Raw genomic sequence first — 26,688 nt, forward strand, 5'->3', positions numbered from 1 at the left:
ATGGATTGAGGACAAGTGAAGAGTGCTGCATGGACTGTTAAGCTGGACTGCATGCTTGATGTGCGGCGCATGCAGGTCCTTCGGGCGGTGGTCGGACGCGGGTCCGTCACGGGCGCCGCGGCGGACCTCGGGTACACGCCGTCCGCCGTCAGCCAGCAGATCGCCGCGCTGGAGCGGGAGGCGGGGGCCGAGCTGCTGGAGCGGGTCGGGCGGGGCGTGCGGCCCACCCCCGCCGGGCTGCTGCTGACCGAGTACGCCGACGTCATCGGGCGTCAGGTCGCCGAGGCCGAGACCGCGCTGGCCGATCTGCTGTCCGGGCGCACGGGGCGGCTGGCCGTACGGTACTTCGCGACCGCCGGGGCCGCGCTCGTCGCGCCCGCCATCGCCCGCTTCCGCTCCGAACACCCGGGTGTCGAGGTCGATTTGAAGCTCACCGATCCCGAGGACCCGTTGCCGGACGTGAAGGAGGGGCGGGCCGATCTGGCGCTCGTCGTGGGGCCGCGCGACCCCGTCCCGGACGGTGTGCGGCTCGTGCACCTGCTGGACGATCCGTACCGCGTCGTCCTGCCGCGGGGGCACCGGCTCGCGGGGCGGCGCACGCCCGCACTCGCCGACCTCGCGGGGGAGCCCTTCGTGGGCAGTGAATGGCCCGGGCCCTGCCTCGCCGCCCAGGTCGACGCCTGCGCGGCGGCCGGCTTCACGCCCGGCTTCGTGGTGCAGAGCGAGGACTACGTCACCGCGCAGGGCTTCGTGGCGGCGGGACTCGGGGTGAGCCTGATCCCCCGGCTCGGGCTGGGCGGCCGTCATCCCGACGTCGTCGTCCGCAAGGTCCGCGATCCCGAGCCCATGAGGGCCATCTACGCGGCCGTGCGCGAGTCCGCCCCCGAACGGCCCGCGCTGCGGGGGCTGCTGGACGCGCTGAGCGCCGTGGCCCGCGAGGGCGCGTAAGCGTCACCCCGCCCGGGCCTCAGGCCCCCTGCAAGGCCCTCGCGTGGGCGAGGAAGGCCTCCAGGGCCAGGTCGAAGGCACGGTCCGCGCGGCCCTCGCCGACGGCGTCCAGGGCCGCGGCGAGGCGCGGGGTGGCCGTGTCGTCCGGGAGCTCCCACATGGCCTCGGGGGCCGCGAGGTCCAGGGCCGAGCCGAGGACCAGGTTCTCCAGGGCGATGATCACCGGCATCACGTCGGGCAGGGCGAAGCCGGCGTCCAGCAGGAGAGTGACCGCGCGCTCGTACTGCTCCAGGACGCGTGGCGCTCGTACGGGTGACGTCGTGAGGAGCGGGATCGCCTTCGGGTGCGCGGCGAAGGCCGCGCGGTAGGAGCGGGCCCAGGCGGCCAGTGCCGCGTCCCAGGGCGCCACGGACAGCGTGCGGGTGTCGATCGCGGATGCCACCCGCTCCCGCAGGAGCTCCACGATGCCGTCCCGGCCGTCCACATGGTGATACACCGAGCCGGTCTGCACGCCGAGCCGCCTGGCGATCTGCGGCACGCTGAACTCGCCCTGCTCATCGATCAGTTCGAGCGCCGTCGTGGTGATGCGCTCGCGGTCGAGGAGTGGTGTGCGCGGCCGTCCCATGATCTGCGTACTCCCTGAGGTCTTCCCGGATGCCCAACGGGAGGTTACATTGCGGAAACCGAAAGGCTTTAGGTTTACGGGTCCCGGCAGCCGTCGCGGCTGCGGACCCCGGGCCGCCCCGCACGCCCCGGACCTGCTCCCCGCCCCCGCCAGAAGGGCTTTGCCGGCATGCCCGTCACCACCTCCGAAGAGAGATCGCCGGCCCCCGCGGCGACCCTCCGCCCGGGCTCCCTCGGCACCGCCGACATCGCGTTCTTCGTCGTCTCGGCCGCCGCCCCGCTCACCGTCATGGCGGGCGTCGCCCCGCTCGCCGTCCTGCTCGGCGGGATCGGGGCACCCGCCGGATACCTCATCGCCGGCGTCACGCTCGCCGTCTTCGCCGTCGGATTCACGGCCATGAGCCGGCACGTGCGCAGCGGCGGAGCCTTCTACGCGTACATCACCCGCGGCCTCGGCCGTCCCGTCGGCATCGGTGCCGCGCTGCTCGCCCTCATCGGCTACAACGGCATGGAGATCGGCGTCTACGGCCTGCTGGGCACCGCCACCCAGGACACCGTGCACGCCCTCTTCGGGACGGACGTCCCCTGGCTCCCCGTGTCCCTGGTGGGACTGCTCCTGATCGGATACGGCGGCTACCGCTCCATCGACTTCGGCGCCAAGCTGCTCGGCGTCCTGCTCGTCGCCGAGACCGGGATACTCGTCCTGCTCGCGGGCGGGGTGCTGCTCAAGGGCGGCGCGCACGGGCTGTCGGGCGCCTCCTTCGCGCCGGAGCACGTCCTCGTGCCCGGCACCGCAGCGGTGCTCGCCTTCGCCTTCGCCGCGTTCACCGGATTCGAGTCCACCGTCATCTACCGCCGGGAGGCCCGCGACCCGGAGCGCACGGTGCCGCGCGCCACGTACGTCGCCGTCGGATTCCTCGGCCTCTTCTACGCGTTCGTCGTCTGGGTGGTCATCCAGGCCTTCGGCGACGCGGAGGTCATGAAGGCCGCGGCCACCGACCCCGGCGGGCTCTTCTTCTCCGCCATCACCACCTACGTGGGCGGCTGGGCGGCCGACCTGATGCACGTCTTCATCATCACCAGCGTGCTCGCCTCCCTGCTCGCCTTCCACAACGCGATCAACCGCTACGGCCTCGCGCTCGCCGAGGAGGGCGTGCTGCCCCGGGCGCTCGGCCGCATCCACCCCCGGCACCGCTCCCCGTACGTCGCCGGGATCGCCCAGACCGTCCTCGGCGCCGTCGTGGTCCTCGGCTTCTGGGCGGCCGGCGCCGACCCGTACGACCAGCTGCTGCTGTGGGTCAACACGCCCGGGATGATAGGGCTGTTCGCGCTCCAGCTGCTCGCCGCCATCGCCGTGCCGTGCTACTTCCGGAAGGTCAGCCACCAGGAGGGCGTCCTGCGCACCGTGGTGGCGCCCGTCATCGCGACCGTGCTGCTCGCCACCGCGATCGTGCTCGTCGTGACCCACATCGACCTGTTCACCGGCGCCTCCACCACGGTCAACACCGTCCTGATCGTCCTGTCGCCCGCCGTCTTCGTCATCGGCCTCGCCGTGGCCGGCTGGCTGCGCCGGGCACGGCCGCGGGTGTACCAGAACTTCGCCGCCGAACCCGTCGAAGCCACCGACCAGCCAAAGGAGTTCCGCAGATGCCCACCGCCGAGCTGATCCTCACCGGCGCCGAGGTCCGCACCCTCGATCCCGCCCGGCCGCACGCCACCGCGGTCGCCGTCCGCGACGGGGTGATCGCCGCGGTCGGCGACGAGAACGACGTACGCGACTGGCGCGGGCCGGGCACCGAGACCGTCGCCCTGGAGGGGGCGCACCTCGTGCCCGGACTCGTGGACTCCCACAGCCATCCCGTGTGGGGGCTGGAGATGGCCACCGGCGCCGACCTGTCCGCCGTACGGGACCTGGACGGTCTGCGCCACGCGCTCGCCACGGCGGTACGGACCGACGGCTGGGTCATCGGCTTCGGGCTCGACCACAACGTCTTCGGCGGACGCCCCGTGCACCGCCGGCTCGTCGAGGACGCCCTGGGCGGCGCGCCCGCCTTCCTGCGCCTGTACGACGGCCACTCGGCGCTCGTCAGCGAGGCCGCCCTGACCCGCGCGGGCGTCGACGGGCCGCGCTCCTTCGTCCAGCGGTCCGAGGTCGTGTGCGACGCCGACGGGCGGCCCACCGGACACCTCGTCGAGCACGCCGCGATGGACCTGGTCGCCGACGTCATGCCCCGGCCCTCGTACCGGGAACGGCGGACCCGGCTCGTCGAGCTGCTGTCCGCGATGGCGGCCTCCGGGCTGACCGGCGCGCACGTGATGGACGCCGGGGACCCGGAGCTGGTCGGCGCCGTCGCCGAGGAGACCGTGCTGCCGGTGCGGCTGCGGTTCGCGCCCTGGTGCATGCCCGGCGCGGACCGCGCGGACCTCGACGAGCTGGTGGCGCTCCAGGGCCGAAAGGGGCGGCACTGGCTCGTCGGCGGCGTCAAATTCTTCATGGACGGCACCGTGGAGGGCGGCACGGCCTGGCTGGAGCACGCCGACTGCCACGGACAGGGCACCGAGGCCTTCTGGCCCGACCCCGCCGCCTACGCCGCCGCCGTCCGGCACCTGCACGCGGCCGGCGTCCGCACCGCCACGCACGCGATCGGGGACGCGGCCGTACGGCACGTGCTCGACACCGTGCGGGCGCTCGGCCCGGGCGGGCGGCTGGCCCACCGGATCGAACACATCGAGACCGCCCCCGACGGCACCCCGGCACGCTTCGCGGAGCTCGGGGTCATCGCCTCCATGCAGCCGCCGCACACCGGGTACACGCGCGCCGACCACGGCGACGAGTGGTCCCGCAGGCTCGGGCCCGAGCGGGCCGCGCGCGCCTGGCGCACCCGGGACCTGCGCGACGCCGGAGCGGTGGTCGCCCTGGGCTCCGACTGGCCGATCGCCGCGTACGACGTGCGCGGCGTCCTGGCGACCGCCCGGGCGCCGCTGGGCGCGGCCTCGGCGCGGGCCGGGCTCACGGGGCTCCAGGCGCTGGAGGGCTGCACGACGCACGCCGCGCTCGCCGCGGGCGAGCCGGACGCGGCCGGACGCATCGCCCCGGGTCTGCGGGCCGACCTCACGGCCTTCGGCCTGGACCCCGTCGAGGCACCCGCGGACGAGGTCGCCGAGGCCCCGGTGCGCCTCACCGTGACCGGGGGGCACATCGTGCACCGCGGCGCCTGACACCGGTACGCCGGAGGGCCGGCGGCGGGTCCGGGGGGACCCGCCGCCGGCCCTCCGGCGACGCCGGTCAGGCCTTCAGCGGCAGCAGGGCGGCCCCGCCCGTACCCGGCACCCAGCGGGGCAGCGCGTACGGCAGGGCGCCGAACCACAGCCGCGCGACCAGGAACCCGAACGTCAGGCACAGCATGCCGCCGACCGCGTCCAGCCAGAAGTGATTGGCGGTGGCGACGATGACCACGAGCGTCGCCGCCGGGTACAGCAGGCCCAGGACGCGCGCCCAGGGCACGGACGCCAGCGCGAAGACGGTCACACCGCACCACAGCGACCAGCCGATGTGCATGGAGGGCATCGCGGCGTACTGGTTGGACATGTGCTTCAGGTCGCCGGAGGCCATCGAGCCCCAGGTGTGATGGACCAGGACCGTGTCGACGAAATCGCCGCCGGTCATCAGACGGGGCGGCGCGAGCGGGAAGAAGTAGTAGCCGACGAGGGCCACGGCCGTGGTCGCGAACAGCGCGAGCCGGGCCGCCGCGTAGCGGCCCGGATGGCTGCGGTACAGCCACACCAGCACGCCGAGCGTCACGACGAAGTGCAGTGTCGCGTAGTAGTAGTTCATCCCGATGATCAGCCATGTCACCGAATTCACGGTGTGGTTGACCGACTGCTCGACGGCGATCCCGAGGTGGTGTTCCGTGCGCCAGATCCAGTCCGCGTTGCGCAGCGCCTCGTGCTTCTGCTCCGGCACGGCGTTGCGGATCAGTGAGTACGTCCAGTAGCTCAAGGCGATCAACAGGATCTCGAACCAGAAGCGGGGGCGCCGCGGGGCCCGCAACCTGTGCAGGAATCCGTGCCCCGCTTCCTCCTCCGCGACGGGCTGTGGAGGGGCCTGCTCCCGGCCTTCCAGTGTCGTCACGGTCTTCTCACCCATAGGCACAGAGTCTGCCAGAAAAGCGTTCTCCGACCGATCATCCCCTGGTCGGGTCCGGGCCGCACGTTCTACACCGGGAGGAGGGGCGCGAAGGCCGCGCATTCTCCTCCTCAGGGACGATTGCGGTCCCCGGGTGCAGAAGCGGTCGAACCACGCACCACCAGCTCCGGCATGAACACGAATTCACTGTGCGGAGCGGGCGTCCCGCCGATCTCCTCCAGCAGCGTGCGGACCGCGGCCTGCCCCATCGCCGGGACCGGCTTGCGGATCGTCGTCAGCGGCGGGTCGGTGAACGCGATCAGCGGGGAGTCGTCGAAGCCGACCACCGAGACGTCCTTCGGCACCTCCAGGCCGCGCTGCCGGGCCGCCCGTATGGCACCGAGCGCCATCATGTCGCTCGCGCACACCACCGCCGTGCAGTCCCGGTCCATCAAGGCGCTGGCGGCGGCCTGACCGCCTTCGAGGGTGTAGAGCGAGTGCTGGACCAGCCGCTCCTCGATGTCGGCGGGGCTCAGCCCCAACTGCTCCTGCACGGTGCGCACGAAGCCCTCGATCTTGCGCTGCACGGGCACGAACCGCTTGGGGCCGAGCGCCAGCCCGATGTTGGTGTGCCCGAGCGAGACGAGGTGGGTGACGGCGAGGGCCATCGCCGCCCGGTCGTCGGGAGAGATGAAGGGCGCCTGCACCTTGGGGGAGAAGCCGTCGACGAGGACGAAAGGGACACCCTGGGCGCGCAGCTGCTCGTAGCGCTGCATGTCCGCGGAGGTGTCCGCGTGCAGACCGGAGACGAAGATGATGCCCGCGACGCCGCGGTCCACCAGCATCTCCGTGAGCTCGTCCTCGGTGGAGCCGCCCGGTGTCTGGGTGGCGAGCACCGGCGTGTAGCCCTGCCGGGTCAGCGCCTGCCCGATGACCTGCGCCAGGGCGGGGAATATCGGGTTCTCCAGCTCGGGGGTTATGAGGCCCACCAGGCCCTCGCTGCGCTGCCGCAGACGCACGGGGCGCTCGTAGCCGAGTACGTCCAGCGCGGCCAGGACGGACTGGCGGGTGGTCGCGGCGACGCCCGGCTTCCCGTTCAGGACGCGGCTGACAGTCGCCTCGCTGACCCCCGCCTGGGCTGCGATGTCGGCAAGCCGTGTGGTCACGGGATTGGACTGTACCGGCCGAATGTCACCCTGCCCACCAACCAGACGCCGTGTGCGGGCGGTTGATCGGCCCGCTCCGGGCTGCTGCGTCATCGCGCTCCCTCTTGTTCTGGTCGGCTCGGCGTCCCGTGCGTGCGCCGCGGGAAGGGGTGGCTCCTGCAAGGCGCTGACGGGCAGATGATCCCCGTACCCGTCCGTCATGGCAAGAGCTTGCAGAGTCTTGCACAGCGGCCCACATGTCTGCTGAGCGGCCTCGCACAAGGGTTTCCGTAGTGCCACCGACGGGTCACGGGCGGGTAACTCTCGGCAGTCCTTGCATTTTTTTTCTGCAAGGTCTTTCGCGGCGCTTACAACGCTGTTACGTTCACGTCGCCCGGCGGACGCAACGGCGCAGTCGGCAAGTCGGCAAGGAGAGCGGGCGGGACCGCTCCTCCACCCACTCGGGCTTTCACCCTCAAGGAGATCTCATGCGGCGTGGCATAGCGGCCACCGCGCTGGTGGCGTCCCTCGCCCTCGCGGCGACGGCCTGCGGCGGCAGCGACAGCGGCAGCGACAAGTCGGACGGCCCCCTCACCATCACGTGGTGGGACACCTCCAACGCCACCAATGAGGCGCCGACGTACAAGGCCCTGGCCAAGGAGTTCGAGAAGGCCAACCCGAACATCAAGGTCAAGTACGTCAACGTGCCCTTCGACCAGGCGCAGAACAAGTTCGACACGGCCGCCGGTTCCAAGGGTGCCCCGGACATCCTGCGCTCCGAGGTCGGCTGGACCCCGGCCTTCGCGAAGAAGGGCTACTTCCTGCCGCTCGACGGCACCGAGGCCCTCGCGGACCAGAGCAAGTTCCAGCCCAACCTGATCGAGCAGGCCAAGTTCGACGGCAAGACGTACGGTGTGCCGTTCGTCACCGACACCCTCGCGCTCGTCTACAACAAGGCGCTCTACAAGAAGGCCGGCATCACCGAGGCCCCGAAGACCTGGGCCGACCTGAAGACCGCCGCCGCGACGATCAAGAAGAAGACGGGCGTCGACGGCTACTGGGGCTCGACCCAGGCCTACTACGCGCAGTCCTTCCTCTACGGCGAGGGCACCAACACGGTCGACGCCGACGCCAAGAAGATCACGGTGAACTCGCCCGAGGCCAAGAAGGCCTTCGGCACCTGGCAGGGACTGTTCTCCGGCAAGGGCCTGCACAAGGCGGACACCACCGCCGACGCGTACGCCCACATCCAGGACGCCTTCGTCAACGGCAAGGTCGCCTCGATCATCCAGGGCCCGTGGGAGATCACCAACTTCTACAAGGGCTCGGCCTTCGCGGACAAGGCGAACCTCGGTATCGCCACCGTCCCGGCCGGCTCCACCGGCAAGGCGGGCGCCCCGACCGGCGGCCACAACCTCTCCGTGTACGCGGGTTCGGACAAGGCCCACCAGGAGGCCTCGCTGAAGTTCGTGAAGTTCATGACCTCCGCGAAGTCGCAGTCGACGATCGCCCTCAAGAACTCCACGCTGCCGACGCGTGACGACGCCTACACCACCGAGGTCAAGGCCGACCCGGGCATCGCCGGCTACCAGAGCGTCCTCCCCGCCGCTCAGCCGCGCCCCGCGCTTCCCGAGTACGGCTCCCTGTGGGGCCCGCTCGACACCGAGCTGCCGAAGATCGCGGGTGGCAAGGAGTCGCTGGACAAGGGCCTGAGCAACGCCGAACTGGCGATCGCCAAGCTGGTCCCGGACTTCAGCAAGTGAGCCCGTGTGGCCGCCGGATCCTTCCCCGGCCCGACTTCCGTCGGGCCGGGGGGACCCCTACAACAGGGGGAAAGGACCCGGCGGCCACCGGCTGTGTGCGCCCAACTCCTGATCTTGCAGAAGGTGTCGAACCATGACAGTCGCCATCGACCGAGCGACCGGCAAGCGCCGCGGTGACCGAGCACCGCGTCCGGGCCGGATGCAGCGTCTGAAGCACTCGTACCAGAAGTACTGGTACGCGTACGCGATGATCGCACCGGTCGTCGTCGTACTCGGCGGATTGGTGCTCTATCCCCTGGTACGGGGCCTCTATCTGACGTTCACGGACGCCAACAGCCTCAACTCGGCCCGCACGATCGGCGTCAACCACATCGACGCCACCTACAAGTTCATCGGCCTGGACAACTACAAGGACATCCTGTGGGGTCCGACGTCGTACGACCGCTTCTGGTCGCACTTCATCTGGACCATCGCCTGGACCGTCCTGTGTGTCGCCCTGCACTACTGCATCGGCCTCGGTCTGGCGCTGCTGCTCAACCAGAAGCTGCGCGGCCGTACGTTCTACCGGCTGGTCCTGGTGCTGCCGTGGGCCGTGCCGACCTTCGTCACCGTCTTCGGCTGGCGCTTCATGCTCGCCGACGGCGGCATCATCAACTCCATGCTCGACGCGGTGCACCTGCCCACGCCGCTGTGGCTGGAGGACACCTTCTGGCAGCGGTTCGCCGCGATCATGGTCAACACCTGGTGCGGTGTGCCGTTCATGATGGTCTCGCTGCTCGGCGGACTGCAGTCCATCGACAGCACGCTCTACGAGGCCGCCGAGATGGACGGCGCGAACAGGTGGCAGCAGTTCCGCTACGTCACCCTGCCGGGCCTCAGGTCGGTCAGCTCCACCGTCGTGCTCCTCGGCATCATCTGGACCTTCAACCAGTTCGCCGTGATCTTCCTGCTGTTCGGCAACACCGCCCCGGACGCGCAGATCCTCGTGACCTGGGCCTACTACCTGGGCTTCGGACAGCAGCCGCGCGACTTCGCGCAGTCCGCCGCCTACGGCATGCTGCTGCTGGCCATCCTGATCGTCTTCACCTCCTTCTACCGCCGCTGGCTGAACCGCAATGACCAGCAGCTCGCGATCTGAGGCAGGAGTCTCCATGAGCACCACCACCCTTCGGACGTCTCCGGCCGATCAGACCTCCGGGTACGAGGAGGAGCCCCGGCCGGCACGCAAGCGCGGCCGGCGCAGCCTCGTCGGCTCGCTCGTCTCCCACGGCGTCCTGACCGTCGCGAGCCTGGTCGCGCTGTTCCCGATCGCCTGGCTCGTCTTCCTGTCCCTCGGCCCGGACAAGGACGACTACCTGCACCCCGGACGCATCTGGGACACGATGACGTTCGACAACTACTCCTTCGTGCTCCAGCACACGAACTTCTTCGAGTGGATGAAGAGTTCGCTCATCGTGTCGCTCGGCACCACGGTCATCGGCGTCCTGGTCGCGGCCACCACCGGGTACGCGGTGTCGCGCATGCGCTTCCCCGGCTACAAGAAGTTCATGTGGGTCCTGCTGGTCACCCAGATGTTCCCGATCGCCGTCCTCATCGTGCCGATGTACCAGATCCTCTCGGACCTGCAGCTCATCGACTCCTACCTCGGTCTGGTCCTCGTCTACTGCTCGACGGCGGTGCCCTACAGCGCCTGGCTGCTCAAGGGCTACTTCGACACCATCCCGTTCGAGATCGACGAGGCCGGCCGCGTCGACGGTCTGACCCCGTTCGGCACCTTCTTCCGGCTGATCCTGCCGCTCGCCAAGCCGGGCCTCGCGGTGGCCGCGTTCTACAACTTCATCACCGCGTTCGGCGAGGTGGCCTTCGCCTCGACGTTCATGCTGGACGACTCGAAGTACACCTTCGCCGTCGGACTCCAGAGCTTCGTCAGCGAGCACGACGCGCAGCGCAACCTGATGGCTGCCACGGCCGTGCTGATCGCGATACCCGTCTCCGCCTTCTTCTACCTCGTACAGAAGAACCTGGTGACCGGACTCACCGCGGGCGGAACGAAGGGCTGACCCGCCCGGTACGCCCCCCGACGCCCGAAGACTCCCGCGCGCTCCCAGCGCGCGGGTGGCGGCCGCGGTGCCCATCCGACCCCGCCGGTTCCGCGGCCGCCTCATCGCCCGCCACACCGATGACGCATTTCCTCTCCCGCACCGGGCACCGCCCCGGTGCGGGGGAGCCCCCACCTCGAACCCGTCACGCATCAAGGACGACATGAGCCAGCACTCCGCCGACCAGGCCCCGAACTCCGCTCTCGCCACCGTCGCCGCACATCGCGACTGGTGGCGCGACGCGGTGATCTACCAGGTCTATCCGCGCAGCTTCGCCGACAGCAACGGCGACGGCATGGGCGACCTGGAGGGCGTACGTTCCCGACTCCCCTACCTGCGCGACCTCGGCGTGGACGCCGTGTGGCTCAGCCCCTTCTACGCCTCGCCGCAGGCCGACGCCGGGTACGACGTGGCGGACTACCGCGCGGTCGACCCCATGTTCGGCAGCCTCCTGGACGCCGACGCCCTCATCCGCGAGGCCCACGCCCTGGGCCTGCGGATCATCGTCGACCTCGTGCCCAACCACTCCTCCGACCAGCACGAGTGGTTCAAGCGCGCCCTGCGCGAGGGCCCCGGCTCCGACCTGCGGGACCGCTACCACTTCCGTCCTGGCAAGGGCGCGCACGGTGAACTGCCGCCCAACGACTGGGAGTCCATCTTCGGCGGGCCGGCCTGGACCCGGGTGACCGAGCCGGACGGCACCCCCGGCGAGTGGTACCTGCACCTCTTCGCCCCCGAACAGCCGGACTTCAACTGGGAGCACCCGGCCGTCGGCGACGAGTTCCGCTCGATCCTGCGGTTCTGGCTGGACATGGGGGTCGACGGCTTCCGCATCGACGTGGCGCACGGACTGGTGAAGGCGGAGGGCCTGCCGGACCTGGGCGACCACGACCAGCTGAAACTGCTGGGCAACGATGTCATGCCGTTCTTCGACCAGGACGGCGTGCACGCCGTCTACCGCCAGTGGCGCACCATCCTCGACGAGTACTCCGGCGAGCGCATCTTCGTCGCCGAGGCGTGGACGCCCACCATCGAGCGCACCGCCCACTACGTGCGCCCCGACGAGCTCCACCAGGCCTTCAACTTCCAGTACCTGGGCACCCACTGGGACGCGGCGGAGCTGCGCTCGGTCATCGACCGCACCCTCGACGCGATGCGGCCGGTCGGCGCCCCCTCCACCTGGGTGCTGTCCAACCACGACGTGACCCGGCACGCCACCCGGTTCGCCAACGAGGCAGGTCTCGGCACCCAGATCCGCACGGCGGGCGACCGGGAGCTGGGGCTGCGCCGGGCCCGCGCGGCGACCCTGCTGATGCTGGCGCTGCCCGGCTCCGCCTACCTCTACCAGGGCGAGGAGCTCGGCCTGCCCGACGTCGTGGACCTGCCCGACGAGGTGCGGCAGGACCCCGCCTACTTCCGTGGCGCGGGCCAGGACGGCTTCCGCGACGGCTGCCGGGTGCCGATCCCGTGGACCCGCGCCGGCTCCTCGTACGGTTTCGGCAGCGGGGGCAGCTGGCTGCCGCAGCCCGCCGAGTGGGCCGAGCTGAGCGTCGAGGCGCAGACCGGGGTGGCGGGCTCGACCCTGGAGCTGTACCGCGAGGCGCTCGCGGTGCGCCGCGCGCAGCCCGACCTCGGTGCGGGCGACAGCGTCTCCTGGCTGACGGCGCCCGAGGGCGTACTCGCCTTCCGCCGCGGGGAGTTCGTCTGCACGGCGAACACCACCGGCGAACCGGTGACCCTCCCGGCGCACGGCCGGGTGCTCATCGCCAGCGGTGACGTGACCGTGTCGCCGGACGGCAAGGCCGAGCTGGCCGCGGACACGACCGTGTGGTGGACTGCCTGACGGTCCGCCACACGGCGCCCCCAAGGGGTGCTCCGGTCCCACGGGACCGGAGCACCCCTTTTTCGCGCACTGAAATCCCTTACGACATCTTGCTGAAACTTCCCGGCAAGAGATACGTTCCGGCACACGCCCGACTGGTTCATCGGGCAACTTCCGTCCAGGGCCCCCCACTTGCACCAGGCGCCCCGGTCTCGCACCCGCATCCCCCACCGCACAACGATGTGCAGGAGAAGACATGGCCAAGAGAACTCTCGCCACCGCGCTCGCGCTCGCCGCGGGCATGGCGGCCTCCGTGACCCTCCCCACCGGAGTGGCCCAAGCCTCCCCGCCCGGAACCAAGGACGTGACCGCCGTTCTGTTCGAGTGGAAGTTCGACTCGGTAGCCAAGGAGTGCACCAACACACTGGGTCCGGCCGGCTACGGCTACGTCCAGGTGTCCCCGCCCGCCGAGCACATACAGGGCTCGCAGTGGTGGACGTCCTACCAGCCCGTCAGCTACCGCATCGCGGGCCGGCTCGGTGACGCCACCGCCTTCCGCAACATGGTCAGCACCTGTCACGCCGCCGGCGTGAAGGTCGTGGCCGACTCGGTGATCAACCACATGTCGGCCGGTTCCGGCACCGGGACCGGCGGCTCCTCGTACACGAAGTACAACTACCCCGGCCTGTACTCCTCGTACGACATGGACGACTGCACCGCCACCATCAGCGACTACACCAATCGCGGCAACGTCCAGAACTGCGAACTCGTCGGTCTCGCGGACCTCGACACCGGTGAGGAGTACGTCCGGGCGACCATCGCCGGCTACCTGAACACCCTGCTCGGCTACGGGGTCGACGGCTTCCGGATCGACGCGGCCAAGCACATCCCGGCCGGCGACCTCGCCAACATCAAGTCCCGGCTGAGCAACCCGTCGGTGTACTGGAAGCAGGAGGTCATCTACGGTTCCGGCGAGGCGGTCCAGCCGACCGAGTACACCGGCAACGGCGACGTGCAGGAGTTCCGCTACGCCTACGACCTCAAGCGGGTCTTCAACAACGAGAACCTCGCCTACCTGAAGAACTACGGCGAGGGCTGGGGCTACATGAGCAGCTCGGTCGCCGGCGTCTTCGTCGACAACCACGACACCGAGCGCAACGGCTCGACGCTCAACTACAAGGACGGCGCGAACTACACCCTCGCCAACGTCTTCATGCTCGCCTACCCGTACGGCGCCCCCGACATCAACTCCGCCTACGAGTGGTCCGACGCGGACGCCGGCCCGCCCAACGGCGGCACCGTCAACGCCTGCTGGCAGGACGGCTGGAAGTGCCAGCACGCCTGGCCGGAGATCAAGTCGATGGTCGCCTTCCGCAACGCCACCCGCGGACAGTCCGTCACCAACTGGTGGGACAACGGCGGCGACGCCATCGCCTTCGGCCGCGGCAGCAAGGGATTCGTCGCCATCAACCACGAGTCCTCCGCGCTGACCCGCACATACAGCACCTCGCTCGCCGCGGGCACGTACTGCAACGTGCAGAACAACACGACGGTCACCGTGAACGCCTCGGGCCAGCTCACCGCCACCCTGGGCGCCAACACCGCGCTCGCGGTCTACACGGGCAAGTCCAGCTGCTGAAAAGACTTTCCGCACCTTGCAAGACTCTTGCTGTAAACCTTGCGTGAGCGATACGGTCACGCGGGCGTTCGGCACCGGAGCCGGAACGCTGCGCGGGGTCGGACCCGAGTACGCCGTAATCGCTAGGAGTTCACACCTGTGGACCTGATACCGAGAGGGCCGGCGCGCCGCCCCGGCCGTTCCAGACTGCGCGCAGCCGTTCTTGCCGCCGCTCTGGCCGTATCGCTCGCACAACCCCTCGCCGCGCGGGCCGAGACCCCGCCCGCGCCTCCGTCGGACGCCGCGCTCGCCGCGCAGCCCGCCCGGCACGACGCCACCCGCGAGCAGTTCTACTTCGTCCTGCCCGACCGCTTCGCCAACGGCGACACGGGCAACGACAAGGGCGGCCTGACCGGTTCGCGCCTGTCGACCGGCTACGACCCCACCGACAAGGGCTTCTACCAGGGCGGCGACCTCAAGGGTCTGACCCGCAGGCTCGACTACATCAAGGGCCTCGGCACCACCGCCATCTGGATGGCGCCGATCTTCAAGAACCAGCCCGTCCAGGGCACCGGCAAGGACGCCTCGGCCGGCTACCACGGTTACTGGATCACCGACTTCACCCGGGTCGACCCGCACTTCGGCACCAACAAGGACCTGGAGACCCTGATCTCCAAGGCCCACGCCAAGGGCATGAAGGTCTTCTTCGACGTCATCACCAACCACACGGCCGACGTCGTCGACTACGACGAGAAGTCCTACGACTACCTCTCCAAGGGCGCCTTCCCGTACCTGACCGAGGACGGCAGGCCCTTCGACGACGCGGACTACGCGGACGGCACCAAGCAGTTCCCGTCGGTGGACGCCGACTCCTTCCCCCGTACGCCGACAGTGCCCGCCGCGAAGAAGAACACCAAGGTCCCGTCGTGGCTCAACGACACGACGATGTACACCAACCGCGGTGACTCGACCTACGCCGGTGAGTCCACCACGTACGGAGACTTCTCCGGCCTCGACGACCTGTGGACCGAACGGCCCGAGGTCGTCTCCGGCATGGAGAAGATCTACGAGAAGTGGGTGCGGGACTTCGGCGTCGACGGCTTCCGGATCGACACCGTCAAGCACGTGAACATGGAGTTCTGGACCCAGTGGGCCACGGCCCTCGACGCCTACGCCGCCCGGCACGGCCGCAAGGACTTCTTCATGTTCGGCGAGGTCTACTCCGCCGACACGTCGATCACCTCGCCCTACGTCACCGAGGGCCGCCTCGACTCCACGCTCGACTTCCCCTTCCAGGACGCGGCCCGCCAGTACGCCTCCCAGGGCGGCAGCGCGCAGAAGCTGGCGTCCGTCTTCGGCGACGACTACAAGTACACGACGGACAAGGCCAACGCGTACGAGCAGGTCACCTTCCTCGGCAACCACGACATGGGCCGCATCGGGACCTTCCTGAACCAGGACGACCCGAAGGCCACCGACGCCGAACTGCTGAAGAAGGACCAGCTCGCCAACGAGCTGATGTTCCTCAGCCGCGGCAACCCGGTCGTCTACTACGGCGACGAGCAGGGCTTCACCGGCGCCGGCGGCGACAAGGACGCCCGGCAGACGATGTTCGCCTCCAAGGTCGCCGACTACCTCGACGACGACGAGATCGGCACCGACCGCACCCACGCGAGCGACGCCTACGACACGAGCGCGCCGCTGTACCGGCGGATCGCCGCGCTCTCCGCGCTCCGCAAGGCCAACCCCGCCCTCACGGACGGCGTCCAGACGGAGCGGTACGCGGCGGACGGCTCCGGTGTGTACGCCGTCACCCGCACCGACGCCAGGACCGGCGCCGAGTACGTCGTCGCCTTCAACAACGCCGGCGAGGTGAAGACCGCGACCTTCGCGACCGGCTCCGCGGACATGACGTACCGCGGCATCTACGGCACGGACGCCACCGCGAAGACCGACGCCGACAAGAAGATCACCGTCACCGTCCCGGCCGGATCCGCCGTCGTCCTCAAGGCGGCCGGGCCCCTCGCCAAGCCCGCCACCAAGCCGACGATCACCCTCAAGGCCCCGGACGCCGGCGCCAACGGGACCGTCGAGCTCTCCGCTGATGTCGCCGGCGGCCGGCTCGACCGGGTCGTCTTCGCCGCCCAGGCGGGCAACGGCAAGTGGCGCGTCCTCGGCTCCGCCGACCACGCCCCGTACAAGGTCACCCAGGCCATCGGCAAGGACGTACCTGCGGGCACCGCCCTGCGCTACAAGGCGGTCGTGATCGACTCCGCCGGGCGCACCGCGAGCGCCACCGCCACGAGCACCACCGGCACCCCGCCCGCCCCGGAGGTCCCCACCGCCTCCTCCCGCGACTACGCGATCGTCCACTACAAGCGCACCGACGGCGACTACGACGACTGGGGCCTGTACGCCTGGGGCGACCTCGCCGACGGCGAGTCCACGAACTGGCCCGCCAGCCACCCCTTCACCGGCCGTGACGCCTACGGCGCCTTCGCCTACGTCAAGCTCAAGCCCGGCGCCTCGAACGTCGGCTTCCTGGTCATCGACAAGGACGGCAACAAGGACGTCTCCACCGACCGGACGATCGACGTCACCAAGACCGGCGAGGTCTGGGTCGAACAGGGCAAGCCGGACGTCCTGACCCAGAAGCCCGACTATCCCGCGCAGGACAAGACCAAGGCGGTCGTCCACTACCACCGCGCCGACGGGAACTACGACGGCTGGGGTCTGCATGTCTGGACGGGCGCCGCGAACCCCACCGACTGGTCGAACCCCCTGAAGCCGGTGAAGACTGATGCCTATGGCGCGGTCTTCGAGGTACCGCTCACCGACGGTGCCACCAGCCTCAGCTACATCATCCACAAGGGCGACGACAAGGATCTGCCCACCGACCAGTCCCTGGACATCAAGACCAACGGCCACGAGGTGTGGCTGTTGAACGGCCAGGAGAAGTACCTGCTGCCGCAGCCCGCGGGCAGCGCGGCCGCCCTCGACCTGACCACCTCCAAGGCGGTCTGGATCGACCGGGACACGGTCGCCTGGAACGGCGCGGACGGCGCCGTCTCCACCCAGCTGCTCTCCTCCCGCGACGGCTCGATCGCCGTCAAGGACGGGACGCTGACCAGCGACGACGAGCGCTGGCTGCGGCTGACGAAGACGAGCCTCACCGACGCCCAGAAGGCCAAGTTCCCGCACCTGAAGGACTACACGGCCTGGTCCGTCGACCCGCGTGACCGGGACCGGGTGCGCCAGGCGCTCGGCGGCCAGATCGTGGCCTCCCAGCGTGCGGCGAACGGCGCGGTGCTGGCCGCGACGGGTGTGCAGATCGCGGGCGTCCTCGACGACGTGTACGACGCGACCGCGGCGAAGCTCGGACCCGTCTTCCACGACGGGAGGCCGACCCTCTCCGTCTGGGCGCCGACGGCACAGAGCGTCTCCCTGGAGCTGGCCGGCTCCGAGGTGGCCATGCACCGCGACGCGGCCACGGGCGTCTGGTCCGTCACGGGCCCCGCGTCCTGGAAGAACAAGACCTACCGGTACGTCGTGAAGGTCTGGGCCCCGAGCGTCCGCAAGGTCGTGACGAACAAGGTCACCGACCCCTACTCGGTCGCCCTGACCGCGAACTCGGAGCGCAGCCTGGTCGTCGACCTGAACGACAAGGCCCTCGCCCCGGGCGGCTGGTCGACCCTGAGCAAGCCCAAGGCCGTACCGCTGCGGGACGCCCAGATCCAGGAACTGCACATCCGGGACTTCTCGGTGGCCGACAAGACGGTCCCGGCCGACGACCAGGGCACCTACCTGGCGTTCACGGACAAGGGCAGCGACGGCTCGAAGCACCTGCGTGAGCTGGCGAAGTCCGGCACCTCGTACGTACACCTCCTGCCCGCCTTCGACATCGCCACCATTCCCGAGAAGAAGGCCGACCAGGCCACCCCGGACTGCGATCTGGCCTCCTTCGCGGCCGACTCCGAGAAGCAGCAGGAGTGCGTCGCGAAGACCGCCGCCAAGGACGCCTACAACTGGGGCTACGACCCGTACCACTACACGGTCCCCGAGGGCTCGTACGCGACCGACCCGGACGGCACCGCCCGCACGGTCCAGTTCCGCAAGATGGTCAAGTCGCTCAACGACGACGGCCTGCGGGTCGTCATGGACGTCGTCTACAACCACACGGCGGCCTCCGGCCAGGCGGACACCAGCGTGCTCGACAGGATCGTGCCCGGCTACTACCAGCGGCTCCTCGCCGACGGATCGGTGGCCAACAGCACCTGCTGCGCCAACACGGCGACCGAGAACGCCATGATGGGCAAACTGGTGGTCGACTCGATCGTCACCTGGGCCAAGGAGTACAAGGTCGACGGCTTCCGCTTCGACCTCATGGGCCACCACCCCAAGGCCAACATCCTCGCGGTCCGCAAGGCCCTGGACGCCCTCACCCTCGCGAAGGACGGCGTCGACGGCAAGAAGATCATCCTGTACGGCGAGGGCTGGAACTTCGGTGAGGTCGCCGACGACGCCCGCTTCGTCCAGGCCACCCAGAAGAACATGGCCGGCACCGGAATCGCGACCTTCTCCGACCGTGCCCGCGACGCGGTACGCGGCGGCGGCCCCTTCGACGCCGACCCCGGCGTCCAGGGCTTCGCCTCCGGCCTCTACACCGACCCCAACTCCTCGGACGCGAACGGCACCACGGCCGAACAGAAGGCCCGCCTGCTGCACTACCAGGACCTCATCAAGGTCGGTCTGACCGGCAACCTCGCCAAGTACCGCTTCACCGACACCGCCGGCAAGGAGGTCAAGGGCTCCGAGGTCGACTACAACGGGCAGCCCGCAGGCTACGCGGACGCCCCCGGCGACGCCCTCGCGTACGCCGACGCGCACGACAACGAATCGCTGTTCGACGCGCTCACCTACAAGCTGCCCGCCGGCACCAGCGCGGCGGACCGGGCCCGGATGCAGGTCCTGGCGATGGCGACGGCCACCCTCTCGCAGGGTCCGTCCCTCTCCCAGGCCGGAAGCGACCTGCTGCGCTCCAAGTCCCTCGACCGCAACTCGTTCGACAGTGGCGACTGGTTCAACGCCGTCCACTGGGACTGCCGGGACGGCAACGGCTTCGGGCGCGGGCTGCCGATGGCCGCGGACAACGCCTCCAAGTGGCCGTACGCCAAGCCGCTGTTGACCTCGGTCGAGGTGGGCTGCGACCAGATCGGGGCGACGTCGGCCGCCTACCGGGACCTCCAGAGCATCCGGACCACGGAGGGCGTCTTCTCGCTCCCCACGGCCGACCGGGTCCAGTCCGAGCTCGCCTTCCCGCTGTCCGGGAAGACGGAGACGCCCGGGGTGATCACGATGGAACTCGGCGATCTCGTCGTCGTCTTCAACGCGACGCCCGAGAAGCAGGAGCAGACCGTCGGCGCGCTGGCCGGAACGGCGTACGCGCTGCATCCGGTGCAGGCGTCGGGCGCGGACCCTATCGTCAAGTCCTCGTCCTACGCGGCCGAATCGGGGACGTTCGCCGTTCCGGGGCGCACGGTGGCGGTTTTCACCCGGACAGGCTGATAGCGCACTAATTTGATGGGGGCAGGACCGGGTCTCTCCGGACCTGCCCCCATCACCCGTGCTCCGAGGGACTGTTCCGATGGCCATCGAATCGGCCGGACCCACGATGGACACCCTGTCCACCGTGATGGTGGTCGACGACATCGCGGCCAGCCGTTACGCGCTGGGCGCCGTGCTCACCCGCGCGGGACACAGGGTCGTACCCGTCGCCAGTGCCGCCGAGGCGCTCGTCGAGCTCGACGTACGGCTGCGCGCCGGAGTCCTGCCCGACGTCGCCCTGGTGGACGTCGGCCTGCCCGACATGAGCGGCTTCGAACTGTGCCGCAGACTCAAGGCGCAGCCCCCCATGGCCGCCCTGCCCGTGGTGCACTTCTCCGCCGCGTCCTCCGGACCCGACCACCGCTGCCGGGGCCTGGACTCGGGCGGCGACGCGTACCTCTCGGTGCCCGCGGAGCCCGAGGAGATCCAGGCCGTCGTCCGTGCGGCGGTGCGCCGTTCCCGGATGCGGATCGGCGCCGAGACGCTCGTACGACGGCTGACACTGCTCTCCGAGACCATCGTCGCCGTCCAGGCGGCCCGCTGCCCCGAGGAGCTCGCCGACGCCGCGGCCGAGGGCACCGCCCGCCTCACCGGCTCGCCCGCCGCCGTGTTCGTCCTCTCCGAGGACGGCGAGCTCTACCGCGGGACGTCCCGCACCCGGGCGCGGACGACAGCGTCCGACCCGGGCGCGCACGAGACCGTGACCCGGCTGATCCGCCACATGACGGCAGGCCACACCGGAGTGAGCGGCACGGTCGTCCCCGCCCCGCTGTGGCCGCGCGGATTCTTCCGGCCCGGTGCCCCCGACGCCGCCCGGGTCGTGCTGGCACGCACCCCCGACGGCCGGGTGCCGGTCTGCCTCGCGACGCCCGCGCACGGTGACCGGGACACGGCCCCGCAGACCGACACCCTGGTGGCCCGGCTCGCCCAGGCCACCGCGCTGGCCGCGGAGCCCCTGCTGATGTACCAGGCGGAGCGGCATGTCGCGCTGACCCTCCAGCACAGTTTCCTGCCCCAGAAGATGCCCGAGACGCCGGGCCTCGACGTCGTCGTGCGCTACGTTCCCGCCTCCCGGCAGGCGGAGATCGGCGGTGACTTCTACGCGGTGCTGCGCACCTCGGACGGGGTGCTCGCCGCCGTCGGCGACGTCGTCGGCCACTCGCTGGAGGCGGCCACCGTGATGGTCGAGATCCGGCACGCGCTGCGCGCCTACTGCGTCGAGGACCCGGACCCCGGGGTACTGGCCCGGCGCCTGGACCGGATGCTCCAGCACTACCACCCGGACGTCACGGCCACCGTCTGCCTGTGCCTGGTCGACCCGGCGAGCGGGCGGGCGCGCATCGCGAACGCGGGCCACATCCCGCCGCTGATCGTCGGCGACGACGGCACCGCCGAGTACGCGGACGTCCGCGGCCCTTTGCTCGGCCTCGGCCTGGACCGGCCGCGGCCCACCGAGGTCGTCCTGCTGCCGACCGACCGGTTCCTCATGGTCACCGACGGCCTCATCGAGACGCGTGGGACCGACCTGGGGGTCTCCCTGGAGCAGTTGCGCAGCGCCGGCGCCGCGGCACCGGCCGGCGTCGCCGCCCTGTGCGACACCCTGCTCGACTGCTTCGGACCGGGCCGGGAGGACGACATCGCGCTGCTCGCGCTGCGGTTAGGGTGATCGCAGATTCCTAGAACAGGAGTGCGCTGATGCCGCAGATCACCGTCGACTACTCCGAGTCGCTCGACGACGCCTTCGACCGGCGCGGGTTCGCGCTGGCGCTGCACCCGGTGGTGGTGGAGACGGCCGCCGCCCGCATCGAGGCGTGCAAGACACGGTTCCGTACGACCGGGGACGACGTGGTGGGAGCGGACGGGGAGTGCCACGCGATCGTGCACGTCACGCTGGCGCTGCTCGCCGGCCGGTCCGACGAGACCAAGGCGCGGCTGACCGAGGCCGCGCTGGAGCTGCTGCGCAAGTACGTCGAGCCGGTCGAGGGCGTCACCCTGCACGCCTCCGCCGAAGTGCGGGACCTCGACCCGTCGTACCGCAAGTTCGAAACCCCCTAGTCCGCCGCCCGCGGGATCAGGCGTCCGGGGGCGAGGCCAGTGCGACGAGCCGGACGACGAGGTCGCTGAACGGCCCGTCGCCCGACTCGCCCTTGAGCCCTTGGCGCAGCTGCTCGCTCATCTCCTCGTCGTGGGCGGCGCTCACCGCGGCCAGTGCCGCGAAGTCGTGCACGAGCTGCAACTCCAGCTCGCCGCGCGGGATCCGACGTCCGTCCAGCCACAGCAGGGCCGTCGACTCGACCAGCGAGATCCAGGAGCGGATCATCAGCTCCAGGCGGGCCGTCGGCCTCTCGACGTTCAGGTGCGACAGGATCTGCACGTACGCGGCCTGCCGTACGGCGTCGATCAGGGCGTTGGTGGTGGAGGAGCCGACCGCGGGGCCGCCCCGCATCAACGCCGCGAAACCGGGCCCGTGATCGTCCACGAAGTCGAAGAACCGGCGCATCACCCGCAGCAGCCGCGCCCCCAGGGGCCCTTCCGCGGGTTCCACGAACCGTCCCGCGAGGTCGTCCGAAGCGCGCTGCAAGGCGGCCTCGTACAGGCTGAGTTTGCCGGGGAAGTAGTGGTAGACCAGGGGACGGGAGATGCCCGCGGCGGAGGCTATCTCGTCGATGGAGACCTCGTCGGGCGAGCGTCGGCTGAACAGTTCGAGGGCGACGCCGATCAACTGCTGCCGGCGTTCCTCGACACCCATCCTGCGTCGTACCCCGGTTGTCATGCGAACACCTTACCGATCGGATCCGGCCCGGAACGGGCCGGTCCGCCCACGATCGTTCACATGTCCAACACAATTCTCTCACCGCGTGCCCGCGAGACACAGATCAGCATCGAGTCGTCACGCTCCGCGTCCGTCAGCAGCTCGTCCCGGTGGTCGATCTCTCCTTCCAGCACCCGCTGTTGGCAGGTTCCGCAGAACCCCTGCTCGCACGAGTACAGGGTGCCCGGCAGCTCCGCGCGGACGGCGGCGAGGACGGTGGAGTCCGCGGCCACGGTCACCGTGCGGCCGCTGCGCCGCAGTTCGACCTCGAAGGCGCCGTTGCCCTCGCTGGACGTGCGGGGTGCGAAGCGCTCCAGATGGAGGGTCGCCCCGTCCGGGACGCGGGCCTCGACCGCCGCCATCAGCCCCTCCGGGCCACAGCAGTAGACCGCCGTGTCCCGGGGGAGCTCCGCGAACAGCGCGCCGAGGTCCGGCAGCCCGTCCTCGTCCTCCGCGACGACGGTGACCCGCTCGGGGTCCAGCTTCTCGATCTCCTCCAGGAAGGGCATCGAGGCCCGTGACCGGCCGCCGTACACCAGCCGCCAGTCCGCGTGCCCCTGCACGGCGCGCAGCATCGGCAGGACCGGGGTGATCCCGATGCCGCCCACGACGAACACGTACGACGGCGCGTCCACGAGGGGGAAGCGGTTGCGCGGCCCGCGCACCTCGATCTCGGAGCCCTCCACCACCTGCTCGTGCACCTCGCGCGAACCGCCCCGCCCGTCCTCGACGAGCCGCGTCGCGACGGTGTACGAGGAGGTGTCCTCGGGGTCCCCGCACAGCGAGTACTGCCGTACGAGACCCGACGGCAGGACCAGGTCGAGATGGGCGCCCGGTTCCCAGCGCGGCAGCTCCCGCCCCTCCAGACGCAGTTGGACGACACCGTCGGCGACCCGCTCGTGCCCGGTGACCAGCAGGCGCAGCGCCCGGGTGCGCGGCCGGCCGGAGATCGGCTCCTCCAGGGCGGGCAGCGGCCACAGCGGCGAGGCCCCGATCCGGCGGCGCAGCGCACGCCGTACGACGAGGGCCGCACCGGCGACGGCCACGACGGTCCGCAGCCGGGGCGTCATGCCGCACCCCGTTCCGCCGCGGTCGCCGCGGGGGAGGAGGCGAGATAGGCGATCGCCTGCTCGGTGGAACCCTCCTGGGAGGGGTGGTAGGAGCGGCTGAGGTAGCGGGGGATGGACTTGAGCATGTCCCCGGTGGACGGCAGCACGCCCTGCTTCCCGCTCTCGTAGAAGTTCTTGAAGCTCGCCCGGCCGTCCGCCAGCGTCGGGTCGTTCTCCATGAAGAACCGTGCCCCGCGCTGCCAGAGGAAGACGAGTGCCGCGAACGCGGTGGCCCAGGTCCGGGCCCGCCGCCGGTAACTCCCGTCGACGTGCATGAACAGCTCGAACGCCACCGAGCGGTGCTCGACCTCCTCGGCGCCGTGCCAGCGCAGCAGATCCAGCATGGTGGGGTCGGCGCCCCGCCGGTCCAGCTCCTCGGCGTTCAGGACCCAGTCGCCGAGGAAGGCGGTGTAGTGCTCGATCGCCGCGATGATGGCGACCCGCTCCAGCAGCCACCACTTGCGGGCCTTGCCCGGCGGCAGTGTGCGGTCGCCCAGCAGCTTCTCGAAGAGCCAGTCGACCTGGGCGGTGTACGGGGTCGGGTCGAGCCCCAGCTCCTTGAGGTGCGGCAGCACCTCGTCGTGCGCCTGCGAGTGCATCGCCTCCTGTCCGATGAACCCGATGACGTCCTCGCGCAGCCGCTCGTCGCGGATGTGGGGCAGCACCTGCTTGTACACGTGCACGAACCAGCGCTCACCGGCCGGCAGCAGCAGGTGCAGCACGTTGATGGTGTGCGTGGCGAACGGGTCCCCGGGCACCCAGTGCAGGGGCGTGTCCTCCCAGGAGAACGACACCTTCCGCGCCTTGAGCGCCGTCCGCTCGGAGTCGACTGGCCGGGGCAGCCGGGCCTGCGTGTTAGACATGGCGTCAATGTACTGACGGGTAGGCGCGCGGAGAAGCCCCGTGCGCCCACTTATTTACGCGAACGTCAGCTAGCTGTCCGGCCTGCCGACGTCAGCCCGCGACCGGCTCAGCGCAGCCCGGAGATCGACCGTCCGTCCGACAGGGTCGCCTTCAGCTGGGCCTGGGCGCCCTGCCGTGCCCGCACCGTCAGCATGCTGCCCCGCACGGAGCCCTCGACCCCGCCCGTGGCCCGCACGGACGCCGTGTCCCTGCTCCCGGCGGCCAGCAGGTACCAGCTGCCCGTCCCCGACTTCCACAGCACGCCCGCCAGCACATGGGGGTCGCGGGAGCCGCACGCGGGGGAGTTCTCGGCCTTCGCGGCGACCGCCCCGTACACCCCGCCCGGGGTGTGGAACTGGGCGAGCACCCGGGTTCCGCCGCCCCGCCAGGTGTCGGCGCGCGTGCAGACCCAGGCCGCGGTGCCACTCGCGTCCGGCAGCGGCTGCCGCGCGAACCGCCAGGCGTTCACGGACCGCACGCCCTGGGAGCGCGCCGAGGCGAGCGAGCAGGCGAACGGGGACCAGTCGCGCAGCGCCTCGGCGCCGGAGGCCTCGTGCGGGGACGAGGGCTTGCCCGCCGTGAGATGCGCCGGGGTCAGCTCGCCGAGGTCGGTCATCAGACGGGTGCCCGAGCCGTCCTTCAGCTGGAGCACGTTCCACGAGGTGCAGGCGCCGCTCTGGGCGGGACCGGCCAGCGGGGACGTGACGCCGTCGGCGGAGATGGGCAGGTCCATCGCGCCCGAGGACGGCTTCATCAGGTCCCGCTCGGCCGCCCCGGTGACCCAGGGCGCGGTCAGATACCGGACGTTGCCGTCGGAGCGGCCCACGACGACCGCGTTCGCCTCGGCCCGGTTCGCGCCGTCGACCCGCGCGAAGTCGAGGGCGGCGCCGCTCGTGCCGTCCTTCGGCTCCGCGTACCGCGCGATGCGCAGACCGTCGTAGAGGAGCACCACGCGCGCCTGGTCGACCTCGCCCGCGTACAGCAGCTGCGGCGGGCCGGGCGGGGCGCCGGACGGGGTGCCGGGGGTCGCCGAGACCCGAACCGACTCGCCGGGCCTGGCCCACACGGCGAGTGCGCGCCGCAGCAGCGCGCTGTCGTCGACGAGGCCGCCGCGGGCGGGCCACACGGAGAAGTCGGTGCGCGCGGACGACTCCCAGGCCGTGCCCGCCACCTTGGTCAGCCTGCCGGGGTCGAGGGCGGCCTCGGCCGCCGGGTTCTGCGCGTAGGACGGTGCCGCGGCGCCGTCGGGGCCCCAGCCGTCCCCGGGCAGCGCGAGGAGTGCCCCGCACACGGCCACGGCGGCGGTGGCGGCGAGCGCGGCCCTGACGTGCTGCCTGCGCCGCATCAGGTCGGTGGGCCGGGCGTGCAGCGAACAGGGGTCGAACTCGGGGGAGTCGAGCAGCGAGTCGCGGGCCTCGACGCCGGACGCCTCGGCGAGCGCCGCGTCCGGGTCGCCGACCCCAGCCGCCGCGAGGACCTTCCGTACGTGGGTGTCCGGCAGCTTCTCCAGACCGCGCAGGACGTAGGCCGCACGGGCAGGCCCGGACAGCGCGGACAGCCGCTGGTCCAGGGCGAGTTCGTCGGCTCCGCCCGAGCGCGGGAACAGCTTCAGGCCCCACACGTGCGGCAGCAGGGGCGGCAGCTGGGCGCGCCTGGGCCGGGCGCGGAGCCTCAGCGGCAGGCCCGCCTCCAGGGCCGCGCGCACCACGCGCAGGCGTACGTAGGCATAGCCCGGGTCGCCGTCGCGGCCGCCGCCGGACTGCTGGGCGGGGATGACCGAGGCGTCGCCCGAGGCACGGCCCCGGGGCAGCGCGCGCTGGGTGAGGGCGTGCGCGGTCATCACCCGGCGGCCACGGCCCAGGCCCGGCGGCAGCACCAGATAGGCCAGCCGGACCAGCCGCGGGTAGTGCTCGACGAGGGCGGCCTCGGCCTGCTCGACGTCGACGACCGGTCCTGAGGAGGGTGCGGGGCGCGGGGCTACATCCTGTGACTGCACGTTCAGCAGAACGAGCGAATCGGCGGATGGTCACCCCGCGCCGGGACTGCCGGTCCCCGGGCCCGTCGGGCAGACGTGCGGGGTCCGCCATCGGCCGTCGGTGGCGCGGCAGATCGGGG

General features: G+C 70.9%; 18 protein-coding genes. 11 read left to right on the top strand and 7 right to left on the bottom strand.

Translation table 11 applies throughout. The features are described from left to right. Positions 1-51: 51 nt before the first annotated feature. Complete coding sequence (locus tag ABEB03_RS07600; RefSeq protein WP_345643213.1) at positions 52-948, top strand: LysR family transcriptional regulator; 897 nt, start codon at positions 52-54, stop codon at positions 946-948. Between the two features lie 19 nt (positions 949-967). Here the strand turns inward: ABEB03_RS07600 and ABEB03_RS07605 are convergent, their stop codons facing one another. Further along, positions 968-1,573, bottom strand: coding sequence for a TetR/AcrR family transcriptional regulator C-terminal domain-containing protein (locus tag ABEB03_RS07605; protein ID WP_345643217.1), 606 nt, complete (start codon positions 1,571-1,573; stop codon positions 968-970). Between the two features lie 168 nt (positions 1,574-1,741). Here ABEB03_RS07605 and ABEB03_RS07610 point away from each other — a divergent pair, with 168 nt between their 5' ends. Together ABEB03_RS07610 and ABEB03_RS07615 are read left to right on the top strand one after the other, a co-directional pair. Beyond that, positions 1,742-3,238 (top strand): APC family permease, encoded by a 1,497-nt coding sequence (locus ABEB03_RS07610; protein ID WP_345643220.1) that lies wholly within the window; start codon positions 1,742-1,744, stop codon positions 3,236-3,238. Then, positions 3,220-4,791: an amidohydrolase gene (locus ABEB03_RS07615; protein ID WP_345643223.1), complete on the top strand. Its 1,572-nt coding sequence runs from the start codon at positions 3,220-3,222 to the stop codon at positions 4,789-4,791. Before ABEB03_RS07610 ends, ABEB03_RS07615 begins: the two co-directional genes overlap by 19 nt. 67 nt (positions 4,792-4,858) lie before the next feature. Here the strand turns inward: ABEB03_RS07615 and ABEB03_RS07620 are convergent, their stop codons facing one another. Beyond that, a complete protein-coding gene (locus tag ABEB03_RS07620; RefSeq protein ID WP_345643226.1) occupies positions 4,859-5,719 on the bottom strand; it encodes a phosphatase PAP2 family protein in 861 nt (286 codons plus the stop codon). Positions 5,720-5,829: 110 nt separating this feature from the next. Next, positions 5,830-6,864 (bottom strand): LacI family DNA-binding transcriptional regulator, encoded by a 1,035-nt coding sequence (locus ABEB03_RS07625; protein WP_028800774.1) that lies wholly within the window; start codon positions 6,862-6,864, stop codon positions 5,830-5,832. A gap of 467 nt (positions 6,865-7,331) precedes the next feature. Here ABEB03_RS07625 and ABEB03_RS07630 point away from each other — a divergent pair, with 467 nt between their 5' ends. The 8 genes from ABEB03_RS07630 (at position 7,332) to ABEB03_RS07665 (ending at position 21,804) form a co-directional block, all read left to right on the top strand. Continuing rightward, the gene (locus ABEB03_RS07630) at positions 7,332-8,606 is read left to right on the top strand and encodes an extracellular solute-binding protein (protein WP_345643232.1); all 1,275 of its coding nucleotides are present in this window, start codon (positions 7,332-7,334) and stop codon (positions 8,604-8,606) included. A gap of 133 nt (positions 8,607-8,739) precedes the next feature. Continuing rightward, on the top strand, positions 8,740-9,744 hold the full coding sequence (locus tag ABEB03_RS07635) for a carbohydrate ABC transporter permease (RefSeq protein WP_028800772.1): 1,005 nt from the start codon (positions 8,740-8,742) through the stop codon (positions 9,742-9,744). Between the two features lie 13 nt (positions 9,745-9,757). Continuing rightward, a complete protein-coding gene (locus ABEB03_RS07640; RefSeq protein WP_345643240.1) occupies positions 9,758-10,666 on the top strand; it encodes a sugar ABC transporter permease in 909 nt (302 codons plus the stop codon). A gap of 202 nt (positions 10,667-10,868) precedes the next feature. Then, positions 10,869-12,548, top strand: a complete 1,680-nt coding sequence (locus ABEB03_RS07645) for a glycoside hydrolase family 13 protein (protein ID WP_345643243.1) — start codon at positions 10,869-10,871, stop codon at positions 12,546-12,548. 235 nt (positions 12,549-12,783) lie between these two features. Then, positions 12,784-14,166, top strand: a complete 1,383-nt coding sequence (locus tag ABEB03_RS07650; protein ID WP_345643246.1) for an alpha-amylase — start codon at positions 12,784-12,786, stop codon at positions 14,164-14,166. Positions 14,167-14,310: 144 nt separating this feature from the next. Next, on the top strand, positions 14,311-19,710 hold the full coding sequence (gene pulA, locus ABEB03_RS07655) for a pullulanase-type alpha-1,6-glucosidase (protein ID WP_425589203.1): 5,400 nt from the start codon (positions 14,311-14,313) through the stop codon (positions 19,708-19,710). A gap of 79 nt (positions 19,711-19,789) precedes the next feature. Beyond that, positions 19,790-21,415, top strand: coding sequence for a fused response regulator/phosphatase (locus tag ABEB03_RS07660; protein ID WP_345643254.1), 1,626 nt, complete (start codon positions 19,790-19,792; stop codon positions 21,413-21,415). Positions 21,416-21,444: 29 nt separating this feature from the next. Continuing rightward, on the top strand, positions 21,445-21,804 hold the full coding sequence (locus ABEB03_RS07665; protein ID WP_345643257.1) for a 5-carboxymethyl-2-hydroxymuconate Delta-isomerase: 360 nt from the start codon (positions 21,445-21,447) through the stop codon (positions 21,802-21,804). Positions 21,805-21,820: 16 nt separating this feature from the next. Here ABEB03_RS07665 and ABEB03_RS07670 read toward each other — a convergent pair whose 3' ends face one another. The 4 genes from ABEB03_RS07670 to ABEB03_RS07685 form a co-directional block, all read right to left on the bottom strand. Further along, on the bottom strand, positions 21,821-22,522 hold the full coding sequence (locus ABEB03_RS07670) for a TetR/AcrR family transcriptional regulator (RefSeq protein WP_345643260.1): 702 nt from the start codon (positions 22,520-22,522) through the stop codon (positions 21,821-21,823). A gap of 56 nt (positions 22,523-22,578) precedes the next feature. After that, positions 22,579-23,631 carry a PDR/VanB family oxidoreductase gene (locus ABEB03_RS07675; protein ID WP_345643263.1) on the bottom strand — a complete coding sequence of 351 codons (1,053 nt, stop codon included), beginning with the start codon at positions 23,629-23,631 and terminating at the stop codon, positions 22,579-22,581. Then, positions 23,628-24,533, bottom strand: a complete 906-nt coding sequence (locus tag ABEB03_RS07680) for a metal-dependent hydrolase (protein WP_345643266.1) — start codon at positions 24,531-24,533, stop codon at positions 23,628-23,630. Before ABEB03_RS07680 ends, ABEB03_RS07675 begins: the two co-directional genes overlap by 4 nt. A gap of 107 nt (positions 24,534-24,640) precedes the next feature. Beyond that, entirely contained in the window at positions 24,641-26,569 is a 1,929-nt protein-coding gene (locus tag ABEB03_RS07685; RefSeq protein WP_345643269.1) for a hypothetical protein, read from the bottom strand. Positions 26,570-26,688: the final 119 nt, after the last annotated feature.

It is taken from the genome of Streptomyces siamensis, from assembly GCF_039543605.1.
GTDB classification, from domain to species: Bacteria; Actinomycetota; Actinomycetes; order Streptomycetales; family Streptomycetaceae; genus Streptomyces; species Streptomyces siamensis.